The organism is Streptomyces sp. NPDC043853, assembly GCF_056436025.1.
Map to the genome: position 1 here is coordinate 134,918 of NZ_JBWKDJ010000004.1, position 23,719 is coordinate 158,636.

A 23,719-nucleotide genomic window follows, 5' to 3' on the forward strand; every position below is an offset into this window, starting at 1 on the left:
GTTAGCCCGTATCCGTACGGGGGTTAACCCCACCCCCCGGTCCCGCCGGTAGGAACCAGTTAAGAAGAATCCGGCCGCATACTCGTCCTCCGCCGGGACGAAAGACCCCTGGACCGTTGTGAGGACCTCCCCCTAAGGGTCGTCCCCCCTGCGGGGGAGGAGGCCTGGGGGATACCCCTGGACCGGGGCCGGGTGAGAAGGTGTTCCGCGAAGTTACGTGCACAGTGAAAGGATCACGGTGGGGACGGGCGAGAACGCCGAGGCCGGGGCCGATGCCGGTGCCGGTGCTGGTGCTGGTGCCGGTGCCGGTGCCGGTGCCGCCGGCGCGGGCACGGCCGGCGGCAGCGGGGCAGGGGCCACGCGCGGCGGCCCGGGCACGGCCGGGGCCGACTCCGCGGGCGCGGACGACGGCGGCTCGCCCGGGATAGCCGGGATGGCCGGGACCGCCGGGACCGCGGGGACGGTGCGCACGGACGCGGCTGCCGACACGGCCGGCGGGCGCGAGGGCGGGGCGGACCGGGACCGCGAGGGCGGGGCGGACTCGGGCCGGGGCATCGGGCGGCCGCGCCGGGCCGTGGTGGCCGCGCTCATGCTGGCGATGGCACTCGTCGCGCTCGAAGGCACCATCGTCGCCACCGCCGTCCCGCAGATCGTCGGCGACCTCGGCGGTTTCTCCGTCTTCTCCTGGCTGTTCGCGGGCTACCTGCTCGCCGTCACCGTCACCCTCCCCGTGTACGGCAAGCTCTCGGACACCTTCGGCCGCAAGCCGGTGCTGCTGGCCGGGATGAGCCTGTTCCTCTTCGGCTCGCTGTGCTGTGCCGCCGCCTGGAACATGGCCGCGCTGATCGCCTTCCGCGTCCTGCAGGGGCTCGGCGGCGGAGCCATCCAGGGGACCGTGCAGACCCTCGCCGCCGACCTGTACCCGCTCGAAGAGCGCCCGCGAATCCAGGCGCGGATGTCCACCGCGTGGGCCACCTCCTCCATCGCCGGGCCGGCGTTCGGCGGACTGCTCGCCTCGTACGCCGACTGGCGCTGGATCTTCCTCCTCAACCTGCCCGTCGGCGCTCTGGCCGTATGGCTCACCGCCCGCCACCTGCGGGAGCCGGCCCGCGCGGCGGCGCGTACGACGGCTCGCACGGCGGCCCCTGCGGAGGGGACCGGCGGCCGGGGGACCGCCCTCGCCCGCATCGACTGGCCGGGCGCGCTCGCCGTCTTCGCCTGCGGCGGGCTGGTGCTGTTCGCCCTGGTCCAGGGCGGGGTGGCCTGGCCCTGGCTGTCGGTGCCCTCCCTCGGCCTGCTCGGCGCGGGCGCGGTGCTCGCCGGAGTCGTCGTGTACGTCGAACGGCGCGCGGCAGAACCGATCCTGCCGGGCTGGGTGTGGCGCCGCCGGACCATCGCCGCGGTCAACCTGGCCATGGCCATGCTGGGCCTCCTGATGGTCGCCCCGATGGTCTTCCTGCCCACCTACGCCCAGTCCGCGCTGGGCCTGGACCCGGTCGGGGCGGGCTTCGTGATGTCCGCGATGACCCTGAGCTGGCCGCTCTCGGCCGCGTTCAGCCAGCACGTCTACCGGCGGATCGGCTTCCGCAACACCGCCGCGCTCGGCGTCGGCCTGGGTTTCCTGTGCCTCGCCGCCTTCCCGCTGCTCCCTCATCCCGCCCGGCCCTGGCAACCGGCCCTGCTGATGCTGGCGCTCGGCGCCGCGCTGGGGCTCTTCCAGCTGCCGCTGATGGTGGGGGTGCAGTCGACGGTGGGCTGGGCGGAGCGCGGGCAGACCACCGCCTCGGTGCTGTTCTGCCGGCAGGTCGGCCAGAGCGTCGGCGCCGCGCTGTTCGGCGCGATCGCCAACGCCACGATCGCGGCCCGGCTGGCCGACGCGCCGGTTCCGGGGCTCCCGGCGCACCTCGACGAGGTCTCCCGGGCCCTGGAGCACCCGGACTCCCTCACGGCGGCCGCGTCCGCGCACCTCCGGGCAGCGGTCACCAGCGCGGTGGACCACGTCTACGTGGGCGCCGCGGCCGCCGCCCTCGCCGCCTTCCTGATCCTGGTCCTGGCGGCCCCCCGCCGCTTCCCGGTCCTGCCGCCCGAGACCCGCCCGTGAGGGCGGGCGGTCCTCCCCCACCCCGCCCCTTCCCGAAACCGAGGCCCTTCGGCCCCTGGCCCCCGGCCCCCCGCGAAGCGGGCCGCACCCTGCGGGGCCCGTGGACCGGCCACACCGGGCCGCAGATCCGTCCCGTCCGGCCGCCCCCCGAAACAGCCCCCGGAACCCGGGCCGCAGGCCGACTGGAACCGTGCCCCAGGCCCGACGAAACCGGCCCCGAAAACCAGGCCACGGGCGCGCGGAACCCTGCGACCCGCCACCACACACCACACACCCACCACGGCCGGACATCCACCACGGCCGACCGGTCCCGGAAGGTTGGCCGGGCCCCGGGCCGCAGGCCCGGCAGGGGTCGGGGTGCGGCCCCCATCGCGGGGGCCGGGGATGGTGCCCCGTCGGACCGCGCAGCGGAGAGCTCCGGGAGTGTCGCCCGCAGGGCGCGCCCTGCTTGTCATGACCCCGGCCAACCGGTACACCGTTGACCGGGGCGGAGCGCAGGCCCGCCGCGCCAACACGCCACCGGGGGACCCGAATTGCTTTCCGCTCTGCTCGCCCTGCTGACACTCGCCGCCCTCGCCGGACCGGTGGTCCTCCGGCTGCGCCGGAACCCCGCCTTCATCACCGGCCGGGACGGTCGCCTGTCCACGTCCACCACGCTCGCCCTCGCCTGGACCGTGCTCCTGGTCTGGCTGCTGCTGGTCATCCTCGGCTTCGGCGTGTTCTCCGGCGAGGGCCTCTCCTACTTCCACCGTGACCCCGACGGCCCCCTCTCCCCCCTCACCACCGTCTACCTCCCCCTCCTCGGCGGCCCCTACGTGGCGTTGATCGCCGCCAAGGCGGTCGTCGGCCTGCGCCTGCAGCAGGGCACCCTCGCCAAGCCCGCACCCCTCCCCACGCCCGCCGCCGGCCCCGGCCGGGGCACCTCCGGGGCCCGCCCGGTACGCGACCTGATCGCCAACGACAGCGGCCGCACCGACCTGGTCGACCTGCAGTACGTCGCCCTCAGCGCGGTGACCATGGCGTACGTCGTGGTGTTCTTCCTCGGCGACGTCGGCGCCGGCCTCCCCCGGCTCCCCGAGCAGATCTGGGCCCTGACGGGCGCACCGGCCGGCGCCTACCTCCTCAACAAGATGGCCGGCCGCCCCAATCCGGTGATCACTGACGTCCGCCAGGAGTCCCCGGGCGGCCCGGTCACCGTGTCCGGCGGCGGCTTCCAGGCCGCCTCGACGGTCAGCTTCAACGAGGCCGGGGCGCCGGCCCGGTTCGAGGGCGGCCGCCTCGTCGTGGACGGCCCGGGCCCCCTCGCCGGCCCGCAGGCGGTCGTCGTCACCACCACGGGCCTGCGCAGCGACCCGTACGCCTTCACCCCGGCCAGCACCGGGACCCCGGCCCCGACCGCCCCCGCCGTCGGCCCGCAGCGCCCGGCCCCGGGCCACACCCCTGCGGAGCCCGCGGGGAACCAGTAGCCCGGGGGGCCGCGTCTCCGCCGGTGCCCGGCCGCCTCGCGGGGACGGCGGCGATGGACACCATCGGGGGGAACCATGCACCGCGCAGAAAGCCGCGGACGAAGCCGCGGACAAGGCCACAGGCAAGGCCGCGGACAGGGCCGCTCCGGACGCGCGGCGGCCTCCGTGATCCTCACCGGGGTGCTGGTGGCCACCGGCGCCGGCTGCTCCGGCCCCGCGCCCGAGCCGGGAGCCGGGCCCGGCACCACCGCCAACGCCCCCGCCCCGTCCGGGTCCGCCCAGGAGAGCCCCGACCCCGCACGGACCGCCACCACCGGAACCGGGGCCGCGGACGGCAGCCGGGACGCAAACGGCGACATCGTCGCCATGGCGGGCGACCACGGCCCCGACACCTGCCTCCAGGGCTTCGTCTGGCGCGAGGCCCGGCCCGGCGACCACGTCTGCGTCGAGCCGCGCGTCCGCGACCAGGTCCGCGCCGACAACACCCGGTCCGACGCGACCACCGGCTTCGGCTCCAAGGAATGCGCCCCCGGCCGGGTCTGGCGCGAGGCGTACCCGGGCGACACGGTCTGCGTCGAGCCTCGCGTCCGCGACCAGGCCCGCGAGGACAACGCCCGGCACGCCGCCCGCCGGGCGTCACTCCGTCTCTGGGTCACCGACTGGCACAGGGACACGACCTGCGACCCGAGCGGCGACTGCGAACGCGGCTCCGACCAGCCGATGCTCAAGCTCAACGGCGCCGGCTACAACTTCGACCGGGTCCACCTCGCCGTACGGGCCGTCAAGGACGACCGCATCCTGTGGAAGGCCACCGTCAAGGGCTCCGCACACGGGACCCTCCCCGGCGGCACGTTCGGCATCCGCACCGACCGGGGCGACTGCTCCAGGGTCGGCACCTCACCGGTACGCGCCTACGCCGTGGCCTACGACGTGGTCTCAGACCGCTTCTCCGCCCGCGTCCCGGTCGCCGTCTGCGCCTGATCCCCCTTGTGCCGCGCGTAGTAGCGCGCCACCCGCGCCCGGTTGCCGCAGGCCGAGGCCACGCACCAGCGGCGGCGCGGGTGCGCGGGGAGGAAGAGCAGGACGCAGTCCTCCGCCTCGCAGGCGCGCACCGAGCTGACCTTGGGGTCGGTGAGCAGGTCCGCCACCGCCTCCGCCAGCTCCGCCGCCAGCCGTGCGGCCGGCGGGGCCGCGGCCGCACGGGCCCGCTCGGCCCTGAGCCCGCCCCCCGTCCAGACCAGCTCCCGGCGCACGGGCGCCGCGGCCATCGCCGCGTTCAACGCGTCCAGTGCCTCCGCCGACGGCCGTTCCCCCCGTACCGCCGCGCGCAGCGCGCCGTCCGCGGCCTCCCGTACGGCGTGTACGGCGGCCAGTTCGGCCGTGCCCGGCTCCCGGACCGGAGTCAGCCGGCCGGTCTGCTCGCGCAGCCACGCCGAGAGGCCGGCCCGGTCGGCGATCAGGTCCCCGGCCGCCGCGGGCCGCGTGTTGAGCAGGTCCAGGGCAAGCGGTTCACCGATGAGCGGGAAGGCCACCGCCGGCGTCCGGGCCGCCGCCGTCTCGTGCGCCGTCTCCTCCGCCGCTTCGTTCACCGACTCGTCCGCCGCTTCGTTCGCGGTCTGCTTCCCGGTCCCGTTCGCCATCACGCAGCTAATGCTAACGGAACCGCTTGACCCGTTAGGCATGATCGGTAAAGCTAATGCCATTGAAGCCCAAGGAGGCATGTGATGAGCGAGATCCTTCCCGTCCGGCACCGCCACGCCACCGTCGAGGTCGACGGGGTCCGCGTCTTCTACCGCGAGGCCGGCCCCGCCGACGCCCCCGTCCTGCTCCTCCTGCACGGCTTCCCGAGCGGCTCCCACCAGTTCCGCCGGCTGATGGACCTCTTCGGTGACCGGTACCGCCTCATCGCCCCCGACTACCCCGGCTTCGGCCACACCGAGGCCCCCGCCGACTTCACCTACACCTTCGACCGGCTCGCCGACATCACCGAGGCCTTCACCGACACCCTCGGCCTCGACCGGTACGCCCTCTACGTCTTCGACTTCGGCGCCCCCGTCGGCCTGCGCCTCGCCACCCGCCGCCCCGACCGGATCACCGGCCTGATCGTGCAGAACGGCAACGCCTACGAGGACGGCCTGTCCGACGGCGCCCGCGAGCTCATCGCCCGCCGCCGCGAGGTCCCCGGCGACGAAGAAGCCGTCCGCGGCCTGTTCACCATCGGCAGCACCCGCTTCCAGTACGCGGCCGGGGTCGCCGACCCCACCCGCCTCGACCCGGCCGCCCCCGCCCTCGACCAGCACTTCCTCGACCTGCCCGGCCGCACCGACGCCCAGGCCGACCTGGCCTTCGACTACCGCTCCAACGTCGAGCTCTACCCGGCCTGGCAGGCCTGGCTGCGCGAGCACCGGCCGCCGGCGCTGGTCCTCTGGGGCGCCGGCGACCCCTTCTTCACCGCGGCGGGCGCCAAGGCGTACCTGCGCGACCTCCCCGACGCCGAACTGCACCTCTTCGAGGACGCCGGCCACTTCGCCCTGGAGACCCACCTCCCGGAGATCGCCCCGCTGATCGGAACCTTCCTCGCCAGGACCCTCTGAGCCCGAGCCGGGCGACCGCACGACCACGACAGCCCGACCGGGCCCGGCCCGGAATCCCCCCGGCCGCCCTCCCCCGAAGGCCCTCGCCTAGAGCCCGTCGGCCGGGGCCGGACGGCCGGTCAGGGCCGCCAGACTGGAGCGGACGTGGTTCATGTGGGCGCGCATCTCCTCCTGCGCCTCCGCGTGCTCCCGCAGCACCCGCTCCGTCTCCCGGCCGATGCGCTCCTCCCGCACCCTCGCCTCGGCGATCAGCTCGGCGCCGCGCGCCTCCGCATCCTCCTGGCCGTGCCGGGCCGCCTCCTCCGCCTCCGCGTACGCCCGCCGCGCCTCCGCCAGCCGGGCCTCCGCGTGCGTCTCCGCCTCCGCGAGCCGGGCCCGGAGTTCCTCCTCCCGCGCCACGCACTCCCGTTCCGCCGCGTCCCGGCGCTCCCGCTGCTGCGCTTCCTGGCCTTCGAGCAGCGCCTCCGCCCGCCGCCGTACGTCGTCCAGCGCGGCCTGCGCCTCCACCCGCCACGCCTGGGCCTCGTCCCGGGCCTCCGAGCGCAGCGCGTCCGACTCCTGACGAGACCTCAGCAGCCCCTGCCGGGCCCGCACCTCGGTCTGCTCCCGCACCGCCTCCGCGTCCGCCCGGGCCAGCCCCGCCGTCCGCTCCCCGTACGCCTCGGCCGCCGCGAGAGCGGCCTGCGCGTCCGCCCGCGCCTCCTCGCGCAGGACCTCCGCCTCCTCCTCCGCCAGGGCGAGGATCCGCCGCGCCCGCTCGCTCAGGTCCTCGTAGGTCTGCGGCTCCAGCCGGGACACGGCCTCGCGCAGCCGCTCCGCCTCGGCCTCCATCTGCCGGTCGAGCACGGTCAGCCGGGCCACCCGCTCCCATGCCTCGTCCCGGCTTCCGGACAACCGGGTGAGATAGCGGTCGACCTGGTCCGGGCGATAACCGCGGACCCGGACGGTCGTGAAGCCGTGCGGTTGAGGTGACATGGGTGCACTCATCCTGGAAGCGCCTCTCTCGCGGGGATTCCCGACAAGGATGCGCCATTTGCAAGCAGAAGCCGGAATGGCCGGGCCGGGACCCCGAGTTCGGGATCCCGGCCCGGCCATCCGGACGAGCACCGCACCGGCGCCTCACCGCCGCCGGTCTCCGGCCGCTGTCCGGCCGCTGTCCGGCCGGTCGACAGCCGGTCGACAGCCGGTCGGCGGCCGGTCGGCGGCCGGCCAGCAACCGTCAGCGGCCGGTCACAGCAGCCCGTCCCACATCTGCTCCAGCAGCACCGACCACCAGCTCTCCGGCGAGGCCAGCGCCGCACTGTCCAGACCCGCCAGATTCGCCTGGAAATCGACGGTCCAGCGACCCGCCTGCTCCGGCGTCAGATGCTGGCGCAGCCGCCACATATGACCCAGCATCGCGATCGAACGGACGAACTGCGGCAGGCTCGAATTCACGAACTGCGGCGGCACCGGAGCACCACCCGGCCCGCCCTCCACCGGAACCGCCACGATGTGCGCCGTGCCGTACTGCACGCACAACGCCTTGCCGAAGTCGCTGCCGACCACCAGGTACGAACCCGCGTCCGAAGCCGGCTGCACCTGACGCTGAGCCGCCAGCTCCGCCAGCGTCGGCACCGGCTGCCCCGGCGCCGCCTGCGCCCAGAAGAACGGCCCGAAGTCCACCGGCAGACCGGCCACCATCAGCGTGTGCGCCACGATCTCCGGCACACCCTGCCGGGACACCGCCCGCTGGTCGAACCGGAACACGCCCTGCGGACCGAAGGCCCCCGCGAGCTCCTGCCCGATCGCCTCCATCGGGATGGCCGGCTGGAGCGGGACCTGCGGCAGCGGCGCCCGAACCGGAGCGGGACGCGCCGGACCGTCGGCGACCTGGTGCAGTTCACCCTGGTGGGTGAGCAGGTGCCGCATGCCCGCCTGCCGGCCCGCGTGGTCCTGGCCGTACGGGGCCACACTGGTGATCCGCACCTGGGGCCAGGTCTCCCGGATCATCCGCGCGCAGTAACCACCGGGCAGCTCGCAGGACTCCAGCTCGGTGTGCAGCTCCAGCACCTGCTGCGGAGGCACGTTCATGGCGCGCAGCTCGTGCAGGATCTGCCACTCCGGGTGCGGCGTACCGGGCGCCGAGCGGCGGATGATCTGCTGCTCGGAACCGTCGGGCGCACGGTAGCGCAGTACGGCCTGGTAGCCGGGGCCGACCGTGGGCACGCCGGGCTGCTGCACCGGTCCGGGCGCTCCCGGACCCGGCGGTACGGGACCCGGCGGTACGGGACCGCGGCCGACCGGACCGGGCGGCGGCCCGGGAGGCGCCGGCGGCCCGCCCACGGGCGGACCCGCCAGCATGGTCGCGGCGTGGTCGAGCCCGCCACCGAGCGAACCACCCGGGGCGGGAGGAGGTCCGGGCGGACCGGGCGGCTGCGGCGCACCCGGACCCGCCGGATGCGCCAGCATCGTCGCGGCATGATCGAGCCCGCCACCCAGCGAACCACCCGGAGCACCCGGCGGACCGGGGGGCGCCGGCGGCTGCCCCGCACCACGCGCACCGGGGGCGGGAGGAGGCCCGGGCGGACCGGGCGGCTGCGGCGCACCCGGACCCGCCGGATGCGCCAGCATCGTCGCGGCATGATCGAGCCCGCCACCCAGCGAACCACCCGGAGCACCCGGCGGACCGGGCGGCGCGGGCGGCTGCCCCGCACCGGGAGCACCGGGAGCACCGGGGGCCCCGGGCGGACCGGGCGGCTGCGGCGCGCCGGGACCCGCCGGATGCGCCAGCATCGTCGCGGCGTGGTCGAGCCCGCCACCGGCGGGCGCCGGAGCGGGCCGCCGCGGCGCCTCGGCCTTACCGGTCGGCGCGTCGGCGATGTCCGCGGCACCCGGCCGGGCGCCGGGCGCGCCGCCCGGCGCGCCGTGGGGCGCGGCACCGGGCGCGGCACCGATGAGGTCGATGACGGGCGCCACAGCCGTACGGGGCAGCTGGCTGCCCCCGGGGATCAGGGCCGTCTTCGCCTCCGGCTCCACGCCGGACGCCGGACCCATGTCGTCCAGGTCCGACCCGGACAGCGGCGGCGCGAACACCGTCGCGGGCAGCGGCACGGACGCGTCGTCCGCACCGGGGTTCACGTCCGTCCCGGCCCACGGGGTCGCCCCGGAGGGCACCCCGTCCCGGCCGAGGGGCTCCGGCCCCGGCACCGGCGGCACCGCGGAGGACTCCGCCCCGACCAGGAACGGATCACCCGCGTCCCCGGCCGCGGCCACCCCACCGGCGGGCGCACTCACACCCGGCACACCCGGCACATCCGGCGCACCCGCACCGCCGTCAGCCGCCACCGGCGCCGCAGACGGCACACCACCGGGCGGCGTACCGCCCGCCGGACCGGCACCGGAACCGGAACCGGAGCCCAGCGCACCCGAAGCCGGAGCCGACCCCGAAGCCGAACCGGCCGCCGCGGCCTCCCGCAGCCACTCCGGCGGACTCAGCATGAAGGAGGTCTGCTCCGAATCGATCCGCGGCGGCGGCACCGAAGCCTCCTGCCCCGCCCCCGCACCCACGGCGGCCCCGTACTCCTCCTCGTACCGGCGGATCACCTCACCCACCGGCAGCCCCGGCCACAGCGTCACCTCACCGCTGTCCCGCGCGATGACCAGCCGCTGCCGGCCACCCCCCGACACCGGACCCGCCGGACGGTCCTCCGCCCACACCACGAAACCGAGTCCGAACTCCCGCACCCGCACCTCCCGGTGCTGGTACGCGGGAACGTCCCCGTTGATCCACTCCTCGGCGCGCTCCTGCGCCTGCGCGAACGTCACCACGACGCGATTCACCCCTCCACAGACGGAGTCGACACGGGAACCGAGCGCGCGAATCCGCCGTCCACCATCAGACCGGCCACCGTCTCCAACTCCGCCGGATTACCTGCCAGTCGCTCCAGGAAGGAGTCGAAATCCGCACCGCACGGCAGCAGCAGCCGCTCCACCCGCTCCTGGACGGACCAGCCGTCCCGGTCACGCGCGTCGTCGTACGGCGAGAACCACACCGACCCGAGCGTCGCACCGTCACCCCGGACCTTCACCGCGATCAGACCGCCCTGCGCGAAACCCACGCACAGGAAGTCCTTCGTCAAATGGTCCCGCAGACACTTGTTGACGTAGAGCAGGTCATTGACCGCCGCCTCCTCACGCACCGTGAAGAACGGCTGGTCCACCAGCAGCCCCAGGTCCACGTCCAGCCCGACACCCACCGGAGCACAGCCGCCCGCCGCCTTCAGGAACGACCGGTACGCCTCCGGCAGCCGGTACCCGAGATCCTCCTCGACCCCCTGCACCTGCTGCTCCGACACCGACACCACCGACTTCGGCAGCCCCAGATGCACCGGACGCACCTCCTGCAACGGCCGCGTCCCACGCTTCTCATGGTCCACCGGAGCCGTCGCCAGACCCGCATGGTGCCGCAACAAAGCCTTCACCTCGACCGGAACCAACTCCAGCCGCCGCGTCCCCGCCACGTGATGCCAGGTCCACCCGTGCGGAGTGGCCACCGGCCCCACCGTGTCCCACAACTCATGCCCGGCCGCCCGCATCGCCGCGTTCGCCGACACGTAGTCCGTCAGCCGCAGCTCATCGACACCAAAACCCTCCGGCGGCTCGGCGATCTCCACCGCCGCCCGCGCGTACGGCGCGAAATCGGGATGCCCGTTGCCGTCCATCCGGACACCCTGGGGATGCCGCGCAGCCCGGACCGGGTCCGGGAAGTGCACGACCTGCCCGGCGTACGCGGCGTTGGGTGGCGCGGCCTGCTGCCCGAGCCGACCTGTCGTCATGGCGGTAGCCCCCTGCTGGATCTGGCTGGTTCAGCACAGCCTATGCGGTCCCGCAAGAGGCCCCGCCTCCCCCGACCCCCACCCCCGCCACGCGCCCCGGAACATCCGAATTGATACGAAAATTCGACCCCGCTTCCACACCCCTGAGGACATTTGGCAGGCTGTCCCCTCAGCACGGGGGCGTGCGCGACGGCGGACCATACCGCCGCCACGGGAGGGAAAACTCGACATGCAGAACACGGCAACACGGAACGGACCCTCAGACGGCCACACGGCCGCCTCCGGCGACCCCCGACTCCGCTGGAGCAACACCGACGACACCACCGCACCCGTCCTCCGGTTCCGCCGCGACGGCATCCTCCCCACCATCGCCGCAGCCCTCTCCGTCCGCGGCGAAACCCTCACCAGCACCGCCGGCAAAGGCGACCAGCCCCCCACACTCCACCCGCTGGTCCAGGACTTCCACGACACCCTCACCAGCGGCCAGCGGGAACGCTTCACCGGCCGCTGCCCCGAAGCCATCCTCCTCTCCCGCCACCTCACCACCGTCGAAGGCGCCCGCAGCAAACGCGCCTCCCGCAAACCCCTCACCGCGAGCGAAGCCCGCCGCTCCCTCAAGAACGCCCGCATCACCGCCCGCCGCATCCGCGAGGACGGCGACCCCCTCCACGGCACCTACGCCCCGCCCTGCCGCTCCTGCGACGCCCTCCTCGCCCACTTCGGCGTCCGCCCCGTCGACCTCACCCAGCCCGAGAAGTGATGACCGCCACCTCCGCCTCCTACGACCGGTCCTCCGCCACCCGCTTCCCCGCGACGGTGGACACCGCCCTGCGCACCGCCGGCTGGCACCCCGGCCGCTGGGACATCAAACAGGCCGAATACTGGGCCGACGCCCTCCGCGACCACACCACCCCCGCAGGCCACCGGCACACCGTCTTCCCCGCCGCCGTCGAAGCCTGGGCCGAATTCGGCGGCCTCACCATCACCGCCCCCGGCCCCGGCCGGCAGATAGCACCCACCCCCGTCCGCCTCGACCCGCTCACCGGACTCCACCTCGCCCGCACCTTCGCCGACCTCGGACGCGCCCTCTCCAGCCCCCTCTGCCCCCTCGGCATCGAAGCCGACGGCACCTCCCACCTCGCACTCGACGCCGACGGCCGGGTCTACTCCATCGACCACACCGGCGACTGGTACCTCGGCGGCAGCATCGACGAAGCCCTCACCGCACTCCTCACCGGCCTCCAGCCGGTCCGCCTCCGCACGGCCTGACGCCAACGGACCCCACGGACCGCACGGACCGACCGCCCCGAGGCCACGACCCCGGGGCCCTCAGCCGCGAACCCCGGCCCCGCTCCCGGGCAGCACCGCCGACACCCGGAACCCGCCGGCGTCCGTCGGGCCCGACACGAACACCCCGCCCAGCGCCAGCACCCGCTCCCGCATCCCCACGAGCCCGTTGCCCCCGCTCGGCAGCCCGGCCCCCGCCGCCTCGAAGTCCCACGGCCCGTTCTCCACCTGCATCGCCACCTCCTCACCCCGGTGCGCCAGCCGTACGACGACCTCCGCACCCGGCGCGTGCTTGTGGCAGTTGGTCAACGCCTCCTGCACCACCCGGTACGCCGTCTGCTCCACCTCGGCCGCATACCCCGCACCCTCCCCGTGGACCACCAGCTCCACCACCATCCCCGCCGCCCGGGACTGCCCCACCAACGCCTCCAGCTCCCCCAGCGTCGGCCCGTCCTCCACCACCGACACCGAAGCCGCCACCAGCCCCCCGGCCACACCGGCAGCCACGGCCGCCACCGCGACCGGCTCCTCCACCTTCTCCACCGCCCGCAGCACCCCGAGCATCTCCCGCAGCTCCGTGAGCGCCTGCCGGCCCATGTCCCCCACCAGCGCCGCGTTCCTCGCCGCCTTCTCCGGATCCCGCACGGCCACCGCCTGCAACGCGGCCGCGTGCACCACCATCAACGACACCCGGTGCGCCACCACGTCGTGCATCTCCCGCGCGATCCGCGTCCGCTCCTCCCGACGCGCCCACTCCGCCCGCTCCTCGGCCCGCTCCGCAAGCAGCCCCAGCTCCCGCTCCAGCGAATCGGCCCGCTCCTGCAAACTCTCCATGAGCCGCCGCCGCGCACCCTGGTACAGCCCGTAGAGCACCGGCGGCGCGGTCAGCGCGAAAGCTATGCACGCCGACAGCACCACCACGAACGTCCCGCTCGCCTCGACGTCCCCCTGGGTCCGCACGTACATCACAGCGAAGGTGGCGACGAGCGAGAGCAGGGACAGCAGCCCGGTGATCCGCCGCGGCACCTCGCTCGCGGCCAGCGTGTAGAGGGACACCACCCCGAGCAGGAGCCCGATCGCCGCCGGCGACACCGCAAGCGACACCAGCACCACGGTGATCGGCCAGCGCCGGCGCACCGTGAGCGTGGCCCCCACCATCACTCCGAACAGCACCCCCACGGCCGTCGGCAGATGCGCTTCCCGCGCGAACAGGATCCCTTCGAACCCGCACTCGGCGGCGGACACCGCCCCGAGCCCCACATCGAGGACGGCCTCCCCGCGCCGCCCCCACCAAAGGGGCCCCGCCCGCCCCTCCGTACCTCGTCGTTCCCCCGTATCGGTCATACGGCCCAGCCTAAGGTCGCCCCCCTGCACACACGCGAACGGAATTCCGGCAAACCCCGGGTAATCGCACGGACGACTGAATCGCCCACTCATCAAGACCTGAATCCCACATTCCGGACGATCCTGCCGTCATGACAGAGAAACGACGCCGCCCCGGCGACGGAACTGGCGGCCTGCGCACCGGCGCCGCCTCCTTCGAGTACCTGCGCGATCAGGCCATCGCCCTCCGCCGTGAAGGGCTCAGTCGCCGACAGATTCGGGACCGCTTGCACGTGCACAACAACGACATCCTCAATCGTCTCTTGGAAGGCGAGCCTCCTCCTGAGTGGACGAAGCGCCCGAACGCCAAGGACGACGTCCGCGCTAAAGCCAGGGAGCTGCGCCTCGAGGGCATGACCTACGACCAGATCCAGGTCGAGCTGGGCTGCTCGAAGAGCTCGATCTCCCTCTGGGTCAGGGATCTGCCGAAGCCCGTCCGGCAGCGAACCCCCGAGGAAGCGTCGGCCATCGCACGACGCGGCTGGGAGCGCACCCTCGAACGGCGCGAGGCAGAGCGCCAACAAACCAAGCGGGTGGCAGCCGACGAAGTGGGCACGATAACCGAGCGGGAACTCTTCCTCATTGGCGTCGGGCTCTATTGGGCCGAGGGCCAGAAGAGCAAGTCGTACGCCCGACGAGAACGAGTGATCTTCGTCAACAGCGACCCTGACATGATCCGCATCTACCAAGCCTGGCTGGACATCCTCTGCGTCGAGCCGGAGCGGATCCAGTTCCGGGTGATGATCCACGAGTCCGGAGACGTGGCCAGAGCCGAGAACTACTGGGCTGACCTGGTCCAAGTGGACCGCTCGGCCCTCCAGAGGACGACGCTGAAGAAGCACAACCCGAAGACCGTCCGGAAGAACGTAGGGGAGACCTACCACGGCTGCTTGGTGGTCTCCGTGCTCAACAGCGCGGACCTCTACCGGCGAATCGAGGGGTGGTGGTCCCGCATGGCAGTGGAGGCGAGCCGCTTGAACGCGTAGGCTGGCGGCGGCAATCCCGGGTTGCTCTGTCGGTAGGGGCGACCAGACTTTGAATCTGGGTACGACGCAGGTTCGACTCCTGCCCCGGGAGCCGCCGGTTCGGGCCCTGACTTAACGGTCGGGGCCCGCGCTCGTTTACGCCGCTTAACGCCCCGGTATCCTTCGTGGGTCCACCCCCGAAGCCGAAGGGCACACCCGTGAGCGCCAACCGCCCGGCAGCCGTCGTCGTACTCGCAGCGGGTGAGGGCACCCGCATGAAGTCGGCCACTCCCAAGGTCCTCCACGAGATCTGCGGGCGGTCGCTCGTCGGTCACGTCGTCGCCGCCTCCCGTGAGCTGGACCCCACCCACCTCGTCGTGGTCGTCGGGCACGCCCGTGAGCAGGTGCGGGAGCACCTGGCCGGGATCGACGCCGAGGTCCGCACCGCCGTTCAGTACGAGCAGAACGGCACCGGGCACGCCGTCCGCATGGCCCTGGAGGAGCTCGGCGGCAGCGTCGACGGCACCGTGATCGTGGTCTGCGGCGACACCCCGCTGCTGACCGGCGAGACGCTGCGGCAGCTCGCCGCCACGCACGCCGCCGACGGCAACGCCGTCACCGTGCTGACCGCCGAGGTGCCGGACTCCACCGGCTACGGCCGGATCGTCCGCGACTCCGAGTCCGGTGCGGTGAAGGCGATCGTCGAGCACAAGGACGCCACCGACGCGCAGCGCGCGATCAAGGAGATCAACTCCGGGGTCTTCGCCTTCGACGGTGCCCTGCTGGCCGACGCCCTGAAGAAGGTGCGTACGGACAACAGCCAGGGCGAGGAGTACCTCACCGATGTGCTCGGCATCCTGCGCGAGGCCGGCCACCGGGTGGGTGCGGCCGTCGGCGGCGACCACCGGGAGATCCTGGGGATCAACAACCGGGTGCAGCTCGCCGAGGCGCGGGCGCTGCTGAACGCGCGGCTGCTGGAGCAGGCCATGCTGGCGGGCGTGACGGTGGTGGACCCGGGCAGCACGTTCGTGGACGTGACGGTCACTTTCGGCCAGGACGCGCTGGTGCACCCCGGTACCCAGCTGCTGGGCGCCACCCACGTGGGCGAGCGTGCCGAGGTGGGTCCGAACACGCGGCTGAAGGACACCCGGGTGGGTGCGGGCGCGCGGGTGGACAACACGGTGGCGGACACGGCGGTGGTCGGGGACTCGGCGAGCGTGGGTCCGTTCGCGTACCTGCGTCCGGGCACGGTGTTGGGCACGAAGGCCAAGGCCGGTACGTACGTGGAGATGAAGAACGCGACGATCGGTGAGGGTACGAAGGTGCCGCACCTCTCCTATGTCGGGGACGCGACGATCGGTGAGTACACGAACATCGGCGCGGCGAGCGTGTTCGTGAACTACGACGGTGAGCACAAGCACCACACCACGGTCGGCTCACATTGCAAGACGGGTTCGGACAACATGTTTGTGGCTCCCGTCACCATCGGGGACGGTGCGTACACCGCGGCCGGCTCGGTGATCACGAAGGATGTGCCGCCCGGTGCGCTGGCCGTGGCCCGTGGCCAGCAGCGGAATATCGAGGGCTGGGTGGCTCGGAAGCGTCCGGGAAGTGCGGCTGCGCAGGCGGCTCAGCCGGCGGGCGATTCGGACTCGGCCGACAACTGACCGGAAACAGGTGCGCCTGGGACGGCGTACCGTGGTACGTGCACGCAATTCGGCTGGCTCACCGTGTGCGGGACGGACGCACATGGGGGCGAGTGCTTTTCAACACGTCTGAGGAGACTGTGCTGTGACCGGGATCAAGACGACCGGCGAGAAGAAGCTGATGCTGTTCTCCGGCCGCGCCCACCCCGAGCTGGCCGAGGAGGTTGCGCACCAGCTGGGCGTCGACCTCGTGCCGACCAAGGCTTTCGACTTCGCGAACGGTGAGATCTACGTTCGTTTCGAGGAGTCGGCCCGTGGCGCGGACTGCTTCGTGATCCAGAGCCACACGGCTCCGATCAACAAGTGGGTCATGGAGCAGCTGATCATGATCGACGCGCTGAAGCGTGCGTCGGCGCGTTCCATCACCGTGATCGTCCCGTCCTACGGCTATGCCCGTCAGGACAAGAAGCACAAGGGTCGTGAGCCGATCTCGGCGCGTCTGGTGGCGGATCTGCTGAAGACGGCGGGTGCGGACCGGATCCTGACGGTGGACCTGCACACGGATCAGATCCAGGGCTTCTTCGATGGTCCGGTGGATCACCTGTCTGCGCTGAACGTGCTGGCGGATTACGTGGGCGCGAAGGTGGACCGGTCGAAGCTGACGGTGGTGTCTCCGGACGCCGGCCGTGTGCGGGTGGCGGACCGCTGGTGCGACCGTCTGGACGCGCCGCTGGCGATCGTGCACAAGCGCCGTGACAAGGACGTCGCGAACCAGGTGACGGTCCACGAGGTCGTCGGTGAAGTCAAGGGCCGGGTGTGTGTGCTGGTCGATGACATGATCGACACGGGTGGCACGATTTGTGCGGCGGCGGAGGCGCTGTTCGCGCACGGTGCGGAGGACGTCATCGTGACGGCGACGCACGGCATCCTGTCCGGTCCGGCTGCGGACCGTCTGAAGAACTCGAAGGTGAGCGAGTTCGTGTTCACGAACACGCTGCCGGACCCGTCGGATCTGGAGCTGGACAAGATCACGGTGCTGTCGATCGCTCCGATGATCGCGCGTGCGGTGCGTGAGGTCTTCGAGGACGGTTCGGTGACCTCGCTGTTCGAGGAGCAGCAGTAGGCGTTGTTCCTCTGCGCTGATCGCTGAGGAAACGTTCTGCTAGATCGTTTTGAGGTGCGGCCTCCCCGCCGGGTAGACTCGTGAAGTTGCTCGGCGAGGGAGGCCGCACTTCTGTGTGGCGCTCCGTTATCGACGCGCTCTTCGTAGCAGGCCGTTTGGTGGCCGGGTGACCCTGTCCGTTTCGTCACCCCACGAGGAGTGAGCATGTCCGAGGTCAAGCTTTCCGCCGAGATCCGTACCCGTTTCGGCAAGGGCGGTGCCCGTGAGGCCCGTCGCAACAAGACCGTTCCCGGTGTCATCTACGGCCACGGCCAGGACCCGAAGCACGTCTCCGTCGAGGGCCACGGCCTGTTCATGGCGCTGAAGACCCCGAACGTCCTGATCTCCCTGGACATCGAGGGCGACGGCACCGCGCTGGTCATCCCCAAGGCCGTCCAGAAGCACCCGATCAAGCGTGACCTGCTGCACGTGGACTTCCTGGCCGTCCGTAAGGGCGAGAAGGTCACGGTCGAGGTTCCGGTCGTCACCGAGGGCGAGCTGGCCGCCGGCGGCAACCTGCTGGAGCACGTCCTGAACACCCTCTCGGTCGAGGCCGAGGCCACCCACCTGCCCGAGTCCGTCACCGTGTCGGTGGAGGGCCTGGAGGCCGGCGCGTCCGTCCTCGCGCAGGACATCGCGCTGCCGTCCGGCATCACCCTGGTGACCGAGGGCGAGGCCGTGGTGCTGCAGGTCCTGGCCGCGCAGGCCGAGGAGCCGGCCGCCGAGGCCGCCGAGGGCGAGGAGTCCGCGGAGGCCTGATCCCTCCCGGCTCAATCGTTTGTGCAACCGGCCGCCGTCCTGCTCCACTGGAGCGGGGCGGCGGTCGTCCCTTGTTCGAGGAGTTTCTTCTGATGGCGGATGGCGCGACGGACGCGACGACTCCCTGGCTGGTCGTGGGCCTGGGCAATCCCGGTGGCGAGTACGCGGGCAACCGCCACAACATCGGTTTCATGGTGGTGGACCTGCTGGCCGAGCGGATGGGCGGCAAGTTCAAGGCGCACAAGGCGGGTCGGGTGCAGGTGGTGGAGGGCCGGATGGGTCCTCCGGGGCCGGCGAACCGGCGGGTGGTGCTGGCGAAGCCGATGTCGTTCATGAACCTGTCGGGTGGTCCGGTGACGGCGCTGCGCGATTTCTACAAGGTGCCGGTGGAGCGGATCATCGCCGTCCATGACGAGCTGGACATCGACTACGCGACGCTGCGGCTGAAGCTGGGTGGCGGGGACAACGGGCACAACGGGCTGAAGTCGATGACGAAGTCGATGGGGGCGGACTATCACCGGGTGCGGTGCGGGATCGGGCGTCCGCCGGGCCGGATGCAGGTGGCGGATTTCGTGCTGAAGGACTTCTCTTCCACCGAGCGCAAGGAGCTGGACTGGTTCGTGGACCGGTCGGCGGACGCGGTGGAGTGCCTGGTGCTGGAGGGTCTGGAGCGGGCGCAGTCGGCGTACAACTCGTAGGGGTTTGCATCCGGTCGACCTCGGTCACCGGGTCCAGGGTGTGACGGAATCCTGGTCGGGGGATTCCATGTTGGCGGCCGGTATCCACCGTCATCACGACGAGTGATGACGGTGGATACCGGCCGTTCGTTCGACCGTCCGGGTCAGCCGGTGTTGCGGAGGCCCGCGGCGACGCCGTTCACGGTGAGCAGCAGGGCCCGTCCGAGGAGGGGGTCGGCGGGTTCGCCGGCGGCTGCGGCGGCTCGCTGGCGGGCGAGCAGGGAGACCTGGAGGTAGGAGATGGGGTCGAGGTAGGCGTCGCGGACGGCGAAGGTCTGCTGGAGGACCTTGTTGGAGTCCAGGAGCTTTTCGCCGCCGGTGATGCGGAGGACTTCGGCGACGGTGAGGGCGTGTTCGGCCTCGATGAGGTCGAAGACGTGCTTGAGCTCTGCGGGGACGAGGGTGTCGACGTAGTGGCGGGCGATCCGCAGGTCGGTCTTGGCCAGTGTCATTTCGACGTTGGACAGGAAGTTGCGGAAGAAGTGCCACTTCTGGCCCATCTCGCCGAGGACGTCCTCCTGGCCGGCTTCGCGGAGTGCCTTGAGGCCGGAGCCGACGCCGTACCAGCCGGGGACGATCTGCCGGGACTGGGTCCAGCCGAACACCCAGGGGATGGCGCGGAGGCCGTCGAGGCCGGCGCCGGAGTCGGGGCGGCGGGAGGGCCGGGAGCCGAGGTGGAGGTCGGCGAGCTGGTCGACGGGGGTGGAGGCGAAGAAGTAGGCGGGGAGGTCGGGGTCCTCGACCAGGCGCCGGTAGGCGGCGTGGGCGGCGTCGGAGACGACGTCCATGGCGGCGTCCCAGCGGGTGAGGGCGTCCGGGGACTGGCGGGGTGCGGTGTGCAGGGCGGATGCCTGCAGGGTGGCGGCCACGGTCAGTTCGAGGTTTTCGCGGGCCAGGGCCGGTACGAGGTACTTGTCGGAGATGACCTCGCCCTGTTCGGTGACCTTGATCTCGCCTTCGAGGGTGCCCCAGGGCTGGGCGAGGATCGCGTCGTGGGAGGGGCCGCCGCCGCGGCCGACGGTGCCGCCGCGGCCGTGGAAGAGGCGGAGGCGGACGCCGTAGCGGTGGGCTACGTCGCGGAGGCGGCGCTGGGCGCGGTGGATCTCCCACTGGCTGGTGGTGATGCCGCCGAACTTGGAGGAGTCGGAGTAGCCGAGCATGACCTCCTGGACGTCGCCGCGGAGGGAGACCAGGCGGCGGTAGGAGGGGTCGGCGAGCATGTCGTCGAGGATGACGTCGGCTGCGCGGAGTTCGTCGGTGGTTTCCAGCAGTGGCACGATGCCGATCTTGGCCCAGCCGGCGTGGAGGTCGAAGAGGCCGGCTTCGCGGGCGAGGACGGCGGCGGCGAAGACGTCGTCGGCGCCCTGGCACATCGAGATGATGTAGGACTCGATGACCTCGGGGCCGAACTTCTCGAAGGCGTCCTTGACGGCGGTGAAGACGCCGAGGGTCTTGGCTCCGGCGGCGTCGAGGGGTGCCGGGGTGGGGGCGAGGGGGCGGCGGGAGCGGAGTTCCTTGGCGAGGAGCTTCTGCCGGTAGTCGCGGGGCATGTCGGCGTAGCGCCAGGATTCCTCGCCGAGCCGGTCGAAGAGCTGGCCGAGGGCGTGGTGGTGGGCGTCGGCGTGTTCGCGTACGTCCATGGTGGCGAGTTGGAGGCCGAAGGCGGCGAGGGTGCGGATGGTGCGGTCCATCCGGCCGTCGGCCAGCAGGCCGCCGCGGTGTTCGCGCAGGGAGGTCTGGACGATGGTGAGGTCGGCGAGGAGTTCGGCGGTGCCGAGGTAGTCGCGGCCTTCTTCGTGGGGGGTGCCCTGGGCGAGGCGGCGGCGGGTGTTGAGGAGCTTCTGCCGGATGCAGGTGACCTTGAGCCGGTAGGGCTCCTCGGCGTTGAGGCGCTTGTAGCGGGGGCTGATCTCGGGGAGGCGTTCGAGGTCGGCCTGGAGGGAGGCGAGGAGTTCCTCGGTGGCTCCGGTGTAGCGGATGGAGTTGGAGAGGAGCGAGCGGAGGAAGTCGATGAGTTCCAGGGCGTCGGTGATGCCGTGCTCGTGCTGGAGGATCAGCACCTCGCGGGTGACGTCGGGGGTGACGTTGGGGTTGCCGTCGCGGTCGCCGCCGATCCAGGTGCCGAAGGTGAGGGGGCGGGTGCCGGTGGGGAGTTCCAGTCCGACGCGCTGGAGTTCGGCGGCGAGGTCTTCGAGGACGTCGCCGACGGCTCCGGCGTGGAGTTCGTCGAGGTAGTAGATGGCGTTGCGGGCCTCGTCGGCGGGTTCGGGCCGGACGACGCGGAGTTCGTCGGTCTGCCAGATGAGGTCGATGTTCTCGGCGAGGCGGAGGTCGTGGCGGCGGCGTTCGCCGGCGCCGCTGACGGGCTCTTCGAGGAGGGCGGCGATGCGGCGCAGCTTGCCGAGGACGCTGCGGCGGGCGGCCTCGGTGGGGTGGGCCGTGAAGACGGGCCGGACGTTGAGGTTCTTGACCGTCTCGCGGAGGTGCTCGGGGTCGGCGTCCTTGAGCATGTCCGCGGTGCGGGCGAGGAGGCCGCCTTCGGCTGCGCGGTGCGCGCGGAGTTCCTTGCCGCGGTGCACCTGTTCGGTGACGTTGGCGAGGTGGAAGTAGGTGGAGAAGGCGCGTACGAGCTTGGCGGCGGTCTCCAGGCCGGTGTTGCCGAGGAGGTCGGCGGCGGCTTCGCCGTCGGTGCGCGTGAGGGCGCGTACGCGTTCGACGAGGTCGAGGAGTTCCGGTCCTTCCTGGCGGACGAGGGTCTCGCCGAGGAGGTCGCCGAGGCGGCGGATGTCCGCGCGCAGCTCTGCGTTGGGGGTGGGCTGGTCAGCACTGCTCACAGGTGCGGCTCCTTGCAGTGTTTCGAGCGTCGCTACTGGGGCGGACCGCGCTGTCCGACGGACCAAGGATAGGTGGACCGGTCGGATGGACTCGCAGGCTGTCCGCGTAGCGGACGCGGCGTCGGCGGTGTTGCCGGGGGGCTGTGCGCTGCCATACTTACGTTGCCGTAGGTTACGGATGCGTAACCTGGTGCGGCGCCCTGCCCCCCTCACCCCCCAGGGATACCCATGACCCTCAGCCCGGATCTGCCGGATCTGATCGACGAAGCCCCGGAGGCGGCCGGCGGGCCGCGGCTGTCCGCGACCCGCGGCGGGGAGACCAAGCGTTCGGTGGAGCAGGTCGCGCTGCTGCTGTTCATCACGGTGCCGTTCGTGGCGCTGTTCGCGGCGGTGCCGCTGGCCTGGGGCTGGGGCGTGAGCTGGCTGGACCTGGGCCTGATGGTGTTCATGTACTTCCTGACGTGCCACGGGATCACGGTGGGCTTCCACCGCTATTTCACGCACGGGTCCTTCAAGGCGAAGCGGCCGTTGCGGATCGCGTTGGCGGTCGCGGGTTCGATGGCGGTGGAGGGGCCGCTGGTGCGGTGGGTGGCGGACCACCGCAAGCACCACCGGTTCTCCGACGCGGAGGGTGACCCGCATTCGCCGTGGCGGTTCGGGGAGACGGTGCCCGCGCTGCTGAAGGGGCTGTGGTGGGCGCACATCGGGTGGCTGTTCGACGAGGAGCAGACCGATCAGCAGAAGTACGCGCCCGATCTGGTCAAGGATCCGGTGATCCGCCGGATCAGCCGTGACTTCGTGTTCTGGACGGTGCTGTCGCTGGCGGTGCCGCCGCTGGTCGGGGGTCTGGTGACGATGTCGTGGTGGGGTGCGTTCACCGCGTTCTTCTGGGGTTCGCTGGTGCGCGTGGCGCTGCTGCACCACGTCACCTGGTCGATCAACTCGATCTGCCACGCGGTGGGCAAGCGGCCGTTCCGGTCGCGGGACCGGTCGGGGAACGTGTGGTGGCTGGCGGTGCTGTCGTGCGGGGAGTCCTGGCACAACCTGCACCACGCGGATCCGACCTCGGCGCGGCACGGGGTGCTGCGCGGCCAGGTGGATTCGAGCGCGCGGCTGATCCGCTGGTTCGAGCGGCTGGGGTGGGCGGGTGACGTCCGCTGGCCGTCGGAGTCCCGGATCGACTCCCGGCGCAAGGAGAACGCGGCGAACGCGGCATGATGGGGGACGTGGCGATCGACGGCAGTACCTCCAGCAGTGACAAGCCCAGGCGTGGGCGCCGGGTCCGGATGACGGGCGCGGAGCGCCGTCAGCAGCTGCTGGACATCGGCCGTGCCCTGTTCGCGGAGAAGGGTTTCGAGGGCACCTCGGTGGAGGAGATCGCGGCGAAGGCCGGGGTGTCCAAGCCGGTGGTGTACGAGCACTTCGGCGGCAAGGAGGGGCTGTACGCGGTCGTGGTGGACCGGGAGATGCGGCAGCTGCTGGAGGGTGTGACGGGGGCGTTGACCGCCGGGCATCCGCGGGAGCTGCTGGAGCAGGCCGCGTTCGCGCTGCTGGACTACATCGAGAACTACACCGACGGGTTCCGGATCCTGGTCCGGGACTCGCCGGTGGCGCAGTCGACGGGCACCTTCGCCTCGCTGATCAGTGATATCGCCACGCAGGTCGAGGACATCCTGGGTCTGGAGTTCAAGGCGCGCGGCTTCGACCCGAAGCTGGCGCCGCTGTACGCGCAGGCGCTGGTGGGCATGGTGGCGCTGACCGGGCAGTGGTGGCTGGAGACCCGCCGTCCGAAGAAGGCGGAGGTGGCGGCGCACCTGGTGAACCTGGCGTGGCACGGTCTGGACGGCCTGGAGGCGAAGCCGCGGCTGGTGGGGCACCGCAAGAGCTGAGCCGGGGCGGGGCCGGCGGGGCCGGGCCAGCCGGGGGCGGGCCGGCCGGGGGCGGGGGCGGGCGCTGGAGCGCGGACGG

Annotated in this window: 19 protein-coding genes and 1 tRNA gene; 14 read left to right on the forward strand and 6 right to left on the reverse strand. The window is 72.4% G+C overall.

Features of this window, described 5'->3' with window-relative positions:
* Window positions 1-433 precede the first annotated feature (433 nt).
* From AC067U_RS12835 to AC067U_RS12845, 3 genes are all read left to right on the forward strand, one after another.
* On the forward strand, window positions 434-2,101 hold the full coding sequence (locus AC067U_RS12835) for an MFS transporter (RefSeq protein WP_478830100.1): 1,668 nt from the start codon (window positions 434-436) through the stop codon (window positions 2,099-2,101).
* Window positions 2,102-2,634: 533 nt separating this feature from the next.
* Entirely contained in the window at window positions 2,635-3,567 is a 933-nt protein-coding gene (locus AC067U_RS12840; RefSeq protein WP_478829694.1) for a hypothetical protein, read from the forward strand.
* Window positions 3,568-3,732: 165 nt separating this feature from the next.
* A complete protein-coding gene (locus AC067U_RS12845) occupies window positions 3,733-4,548 on the forward strand; it encodes a hypothetical protein (RefSeq protein ID WP_478829695.1) in 816 nt (271 codons plus the stop codon).
* Here the strand turns inward: AC067U_RS12845 and AC067U_RS12850 are convergent.
* Window positions 4,491-5,207, reverse strand: a complete 717-nt coding sequence (locus AC067U_RS12850) for a CGNR zinc finger domain-containing protein (protein WP_478829696.1) — start codon at window positions 5,205-5,207, stop codon at window positions 4,491-4,493. The two genes, AC067U_RS12845 and AC067U_RS12850, sit on opposite strands and share 58 nt — an antisense overlap.
* Window positions 5,208-5,291: 84 nt before the next feature.
* Between AC067U_RS12850 and AC067U_RS12855 the strand changes: the two genes are divergently transcribed.
* Window positions 5,292-6,161 (forward strand): alpha/beta fold hydrolase, encoded by an 870-nt coding sequence (locus tag AC067U_RS12855; RefSeq protein ID WP_478829697.1) that lies wholly within the window; start codon window positions 5,292-5,294, stop codon window positions 6,159-6,161.
* A gap of 87 nt (window positions 6,162-6,248) precedes the next feature.
* On the opposite strand, the gene AC067U_RS12860 is transcribed toward AC067U_RS12855, so the two are convergent.
* From AC067U_RS12860 to AC067U_RS12870, 3 genes are all read right to left on the reverse strand, one after another.
* The gene (locus AC067U_RS12860; RefSeq protein ID WP_478829698.1) at window positions 6,249-7,136 is read right to left on the reverse strand and encodes a DivIVA domain-containing protein; all 888 of its coding nucleotides are present in this window, start codon (window positions 7,134-7,136) and stop codon (window positions 6,249-6,251) included.
* Window positions 7,137-7,391: 255 nt separating this feature from the next.
* Window positions 7,392-9,971 (reverse strand): SUKH-4 family immunity protein, encoded by a 2,580-nt coding sequence (locus AC067U_RS12865; RefSeq protein WP_478829699.1) that lies wholly within the window; start codon window positions 9,969-9,971, stop codon window positions 7,392-7,394.
* An 8-nt stretch (window positions 9,972-9,979) separates the two neighbouring features.
* Window positions 9,980-10,978: an SMI1/KNR4 family protein gene (locus AC067U_RS12870; RefSeq protein WP_478829700.1), complete on the reverse strand. Its 999-nt coding sequence runs from the start codon at window positions 10,976-10,978 to the stop codon at window positions 9,980-9,982.
* Between the two features lie 229 nt (window positions 10,979-11,207).
* On the opposite strand from AC067U_RS12870, the gene AC067U_RS12875 reads away from it, so the two are divergent.
* Window positions 11,208-11,738: a YwqJ-related putative deaminase gene (locus AC067U_RS12875; protein ID WP_478829701.1), complete on the forward strand. Its 531-nt coding sequence runs from the start codon at window positions 11,208-11,210 to the stop codon at window positions 11,736-11,738.
* Window positions 11,738-12,247 (forward strand): SUKH-3 domain-containing protein, encoded by a 510-nt coding sequence (locus tag AC067U_RS12880; RefSeq protein ID WP_478829702.1) that lies wholly within the window; start codon window positions 11,738-11,740, stop codon window positions 12,245-12,247. The genes AC067U_RS12875 and AC067U_RS12880 overlap by 1 nt, the downstream gene beginning before the upstream one ends.
* A 60-nt stretch (window positions 12,248-12,307) precedes the next feature.
* Here the strand turns inward: AC067U_RS12880 and AC067U_RS12885 are convergent, their stop codons facing one another.
* Window positions 12,308-13,609, reverse strand: a complete 1,302-nt coding sequence (locus AC067U_RS12885; RefSeq protein WP_478829703.1) for a sensor histidine kinase — start codon at window positions 13,607-13,609, stop codon at window positions 12,308-12,310.
* Window positions 13,610-13,740: 131 nt separating this feature from the next.
* On the opposite strand from AC067U_RS12885, the gene AC067U_RS12890 reads away from it, so the two are divergent.
* From AC067U_RS12890 to pth, 6 genes are all read left to right on the forward strand, one after another.
* A complete protein-coding gene (locus tag AC067U_RS12890) occupies window positions 13,741-14,634 on the forward strand; it encodes a hypothetical protein (RefSeq protein ID WP_478829704.1) in 894 nt (297 codons plus the stop codon).
* 14 nt (window positions 14,635-14,648) lie between these two features.
* Window positions 14,649-14,725, forward strand: a tRNA-Gln gene (locus AC067U_RS12895).
* Between the two features lie 106 nt (window positions 14,726-14,831).
* Complete coding sequence (gene glmU, locus AC067U_RS12900; protein WP_478829705.1) at window positions 14,832-16,280, forward strand: bifunctional UDP-N-acetylglucosamine diphosphorylase/glucosamine-1-phosphate N-acetyltransferase GlmU; 1,449 nt, start codon at window positions 14,832-14,834, stop codon at window positions 16,278-16,280.
* Window positions 16,281-16,404: 124 nt separating this feature from the next.
* On the forward strand, window positions 16,405-17,382 hold the full coding sequence (locus AC067U_RS12905; RefSeq protein ID WP_219667467.1) for a ribose-phosphate diphosphokinase: 978 nt from the start codon (window positions 16,405-16,407) through the stop codon (window positions 17,380-17,382).
* A gap of 204 nt (window positions 17,383-17,586) precedes the next feature.
* Window positions 17,587-18,180 carry a 50S ribosomal protein L25/general stress protein Ctc gene (locus AC067U_RS12910; protein WP_478829706.1) on the forward strand — a complete coding sequence of 198 codons (594 nt, stop codon included), beginning with the start codon at window positions 17,587-17,589 and terminating at the stop codon, window positions 18,178-18,180.
* 92 nt (window positions 18,181-18,272) lie between these two features.
* The gene (gene pth / locus AC067U_RS12915; protein ID WP_478829707.1) at window positions 18,273-18,878 is read left to right on the forward strand and encodes an aminoacyl-tRNA hydrolase; all 606 of its coding nucleotides are present in this window, start codon (window positions 18,273-18,275) and stop codon (window positions 18,876-18,878) included.
* 143 nt (window positions 18,879-19,021) lie between these two features.
* On the opposite strand, the gene ppc is transcribed toward pth, so the two are convergent.
* A complete protein-coding gene (gene ppc / locus AC067U_RS12920) occupies window positions 19,022-21,751 on the reverse strand; it encodes a phosphoenolpyruvate carboxylase (protein ID WP_478829708.1) in 2,730 nt (909 codons plus the stop codon).
* Window positions 21,752-21,979: 228 nt separating this feature from the next.
* Here ppc and AC067U_RS12925 point away from each other — a divergent pair, with 228 nt between their 5' ends.
* Together AC067U_RS12925 and AC067U_RS12930 are read left to right on the forward strand one after the other, a co-directional pair.
* Entirely contained in the window at window positions 21,980-22,969 is a 990-nt protein-coding gene (locus AC067U_RS12925; RefSeq protein ID WP_478829709.1) for an acyl-CoA desaturase, read from the forward strand.
* Window positions 22,969-23,640, forward strand: a complete 672-nt coding sequence (locus AC067U_RS12930) for a TetR family transcriptional regulator (RefSeq protein ID WP_478830101.1) — start codon at window positions 22,969-22,971, stop codon at window positions 23,638-23,640. Before AC067U_RS12925 ends, AC067U_RS12930 begins: the two co-directional genes overlap by 1 nt.
* The last annotated feature ends 79 nt before the right edge of the window (window positions 23,641-23,719 follow it).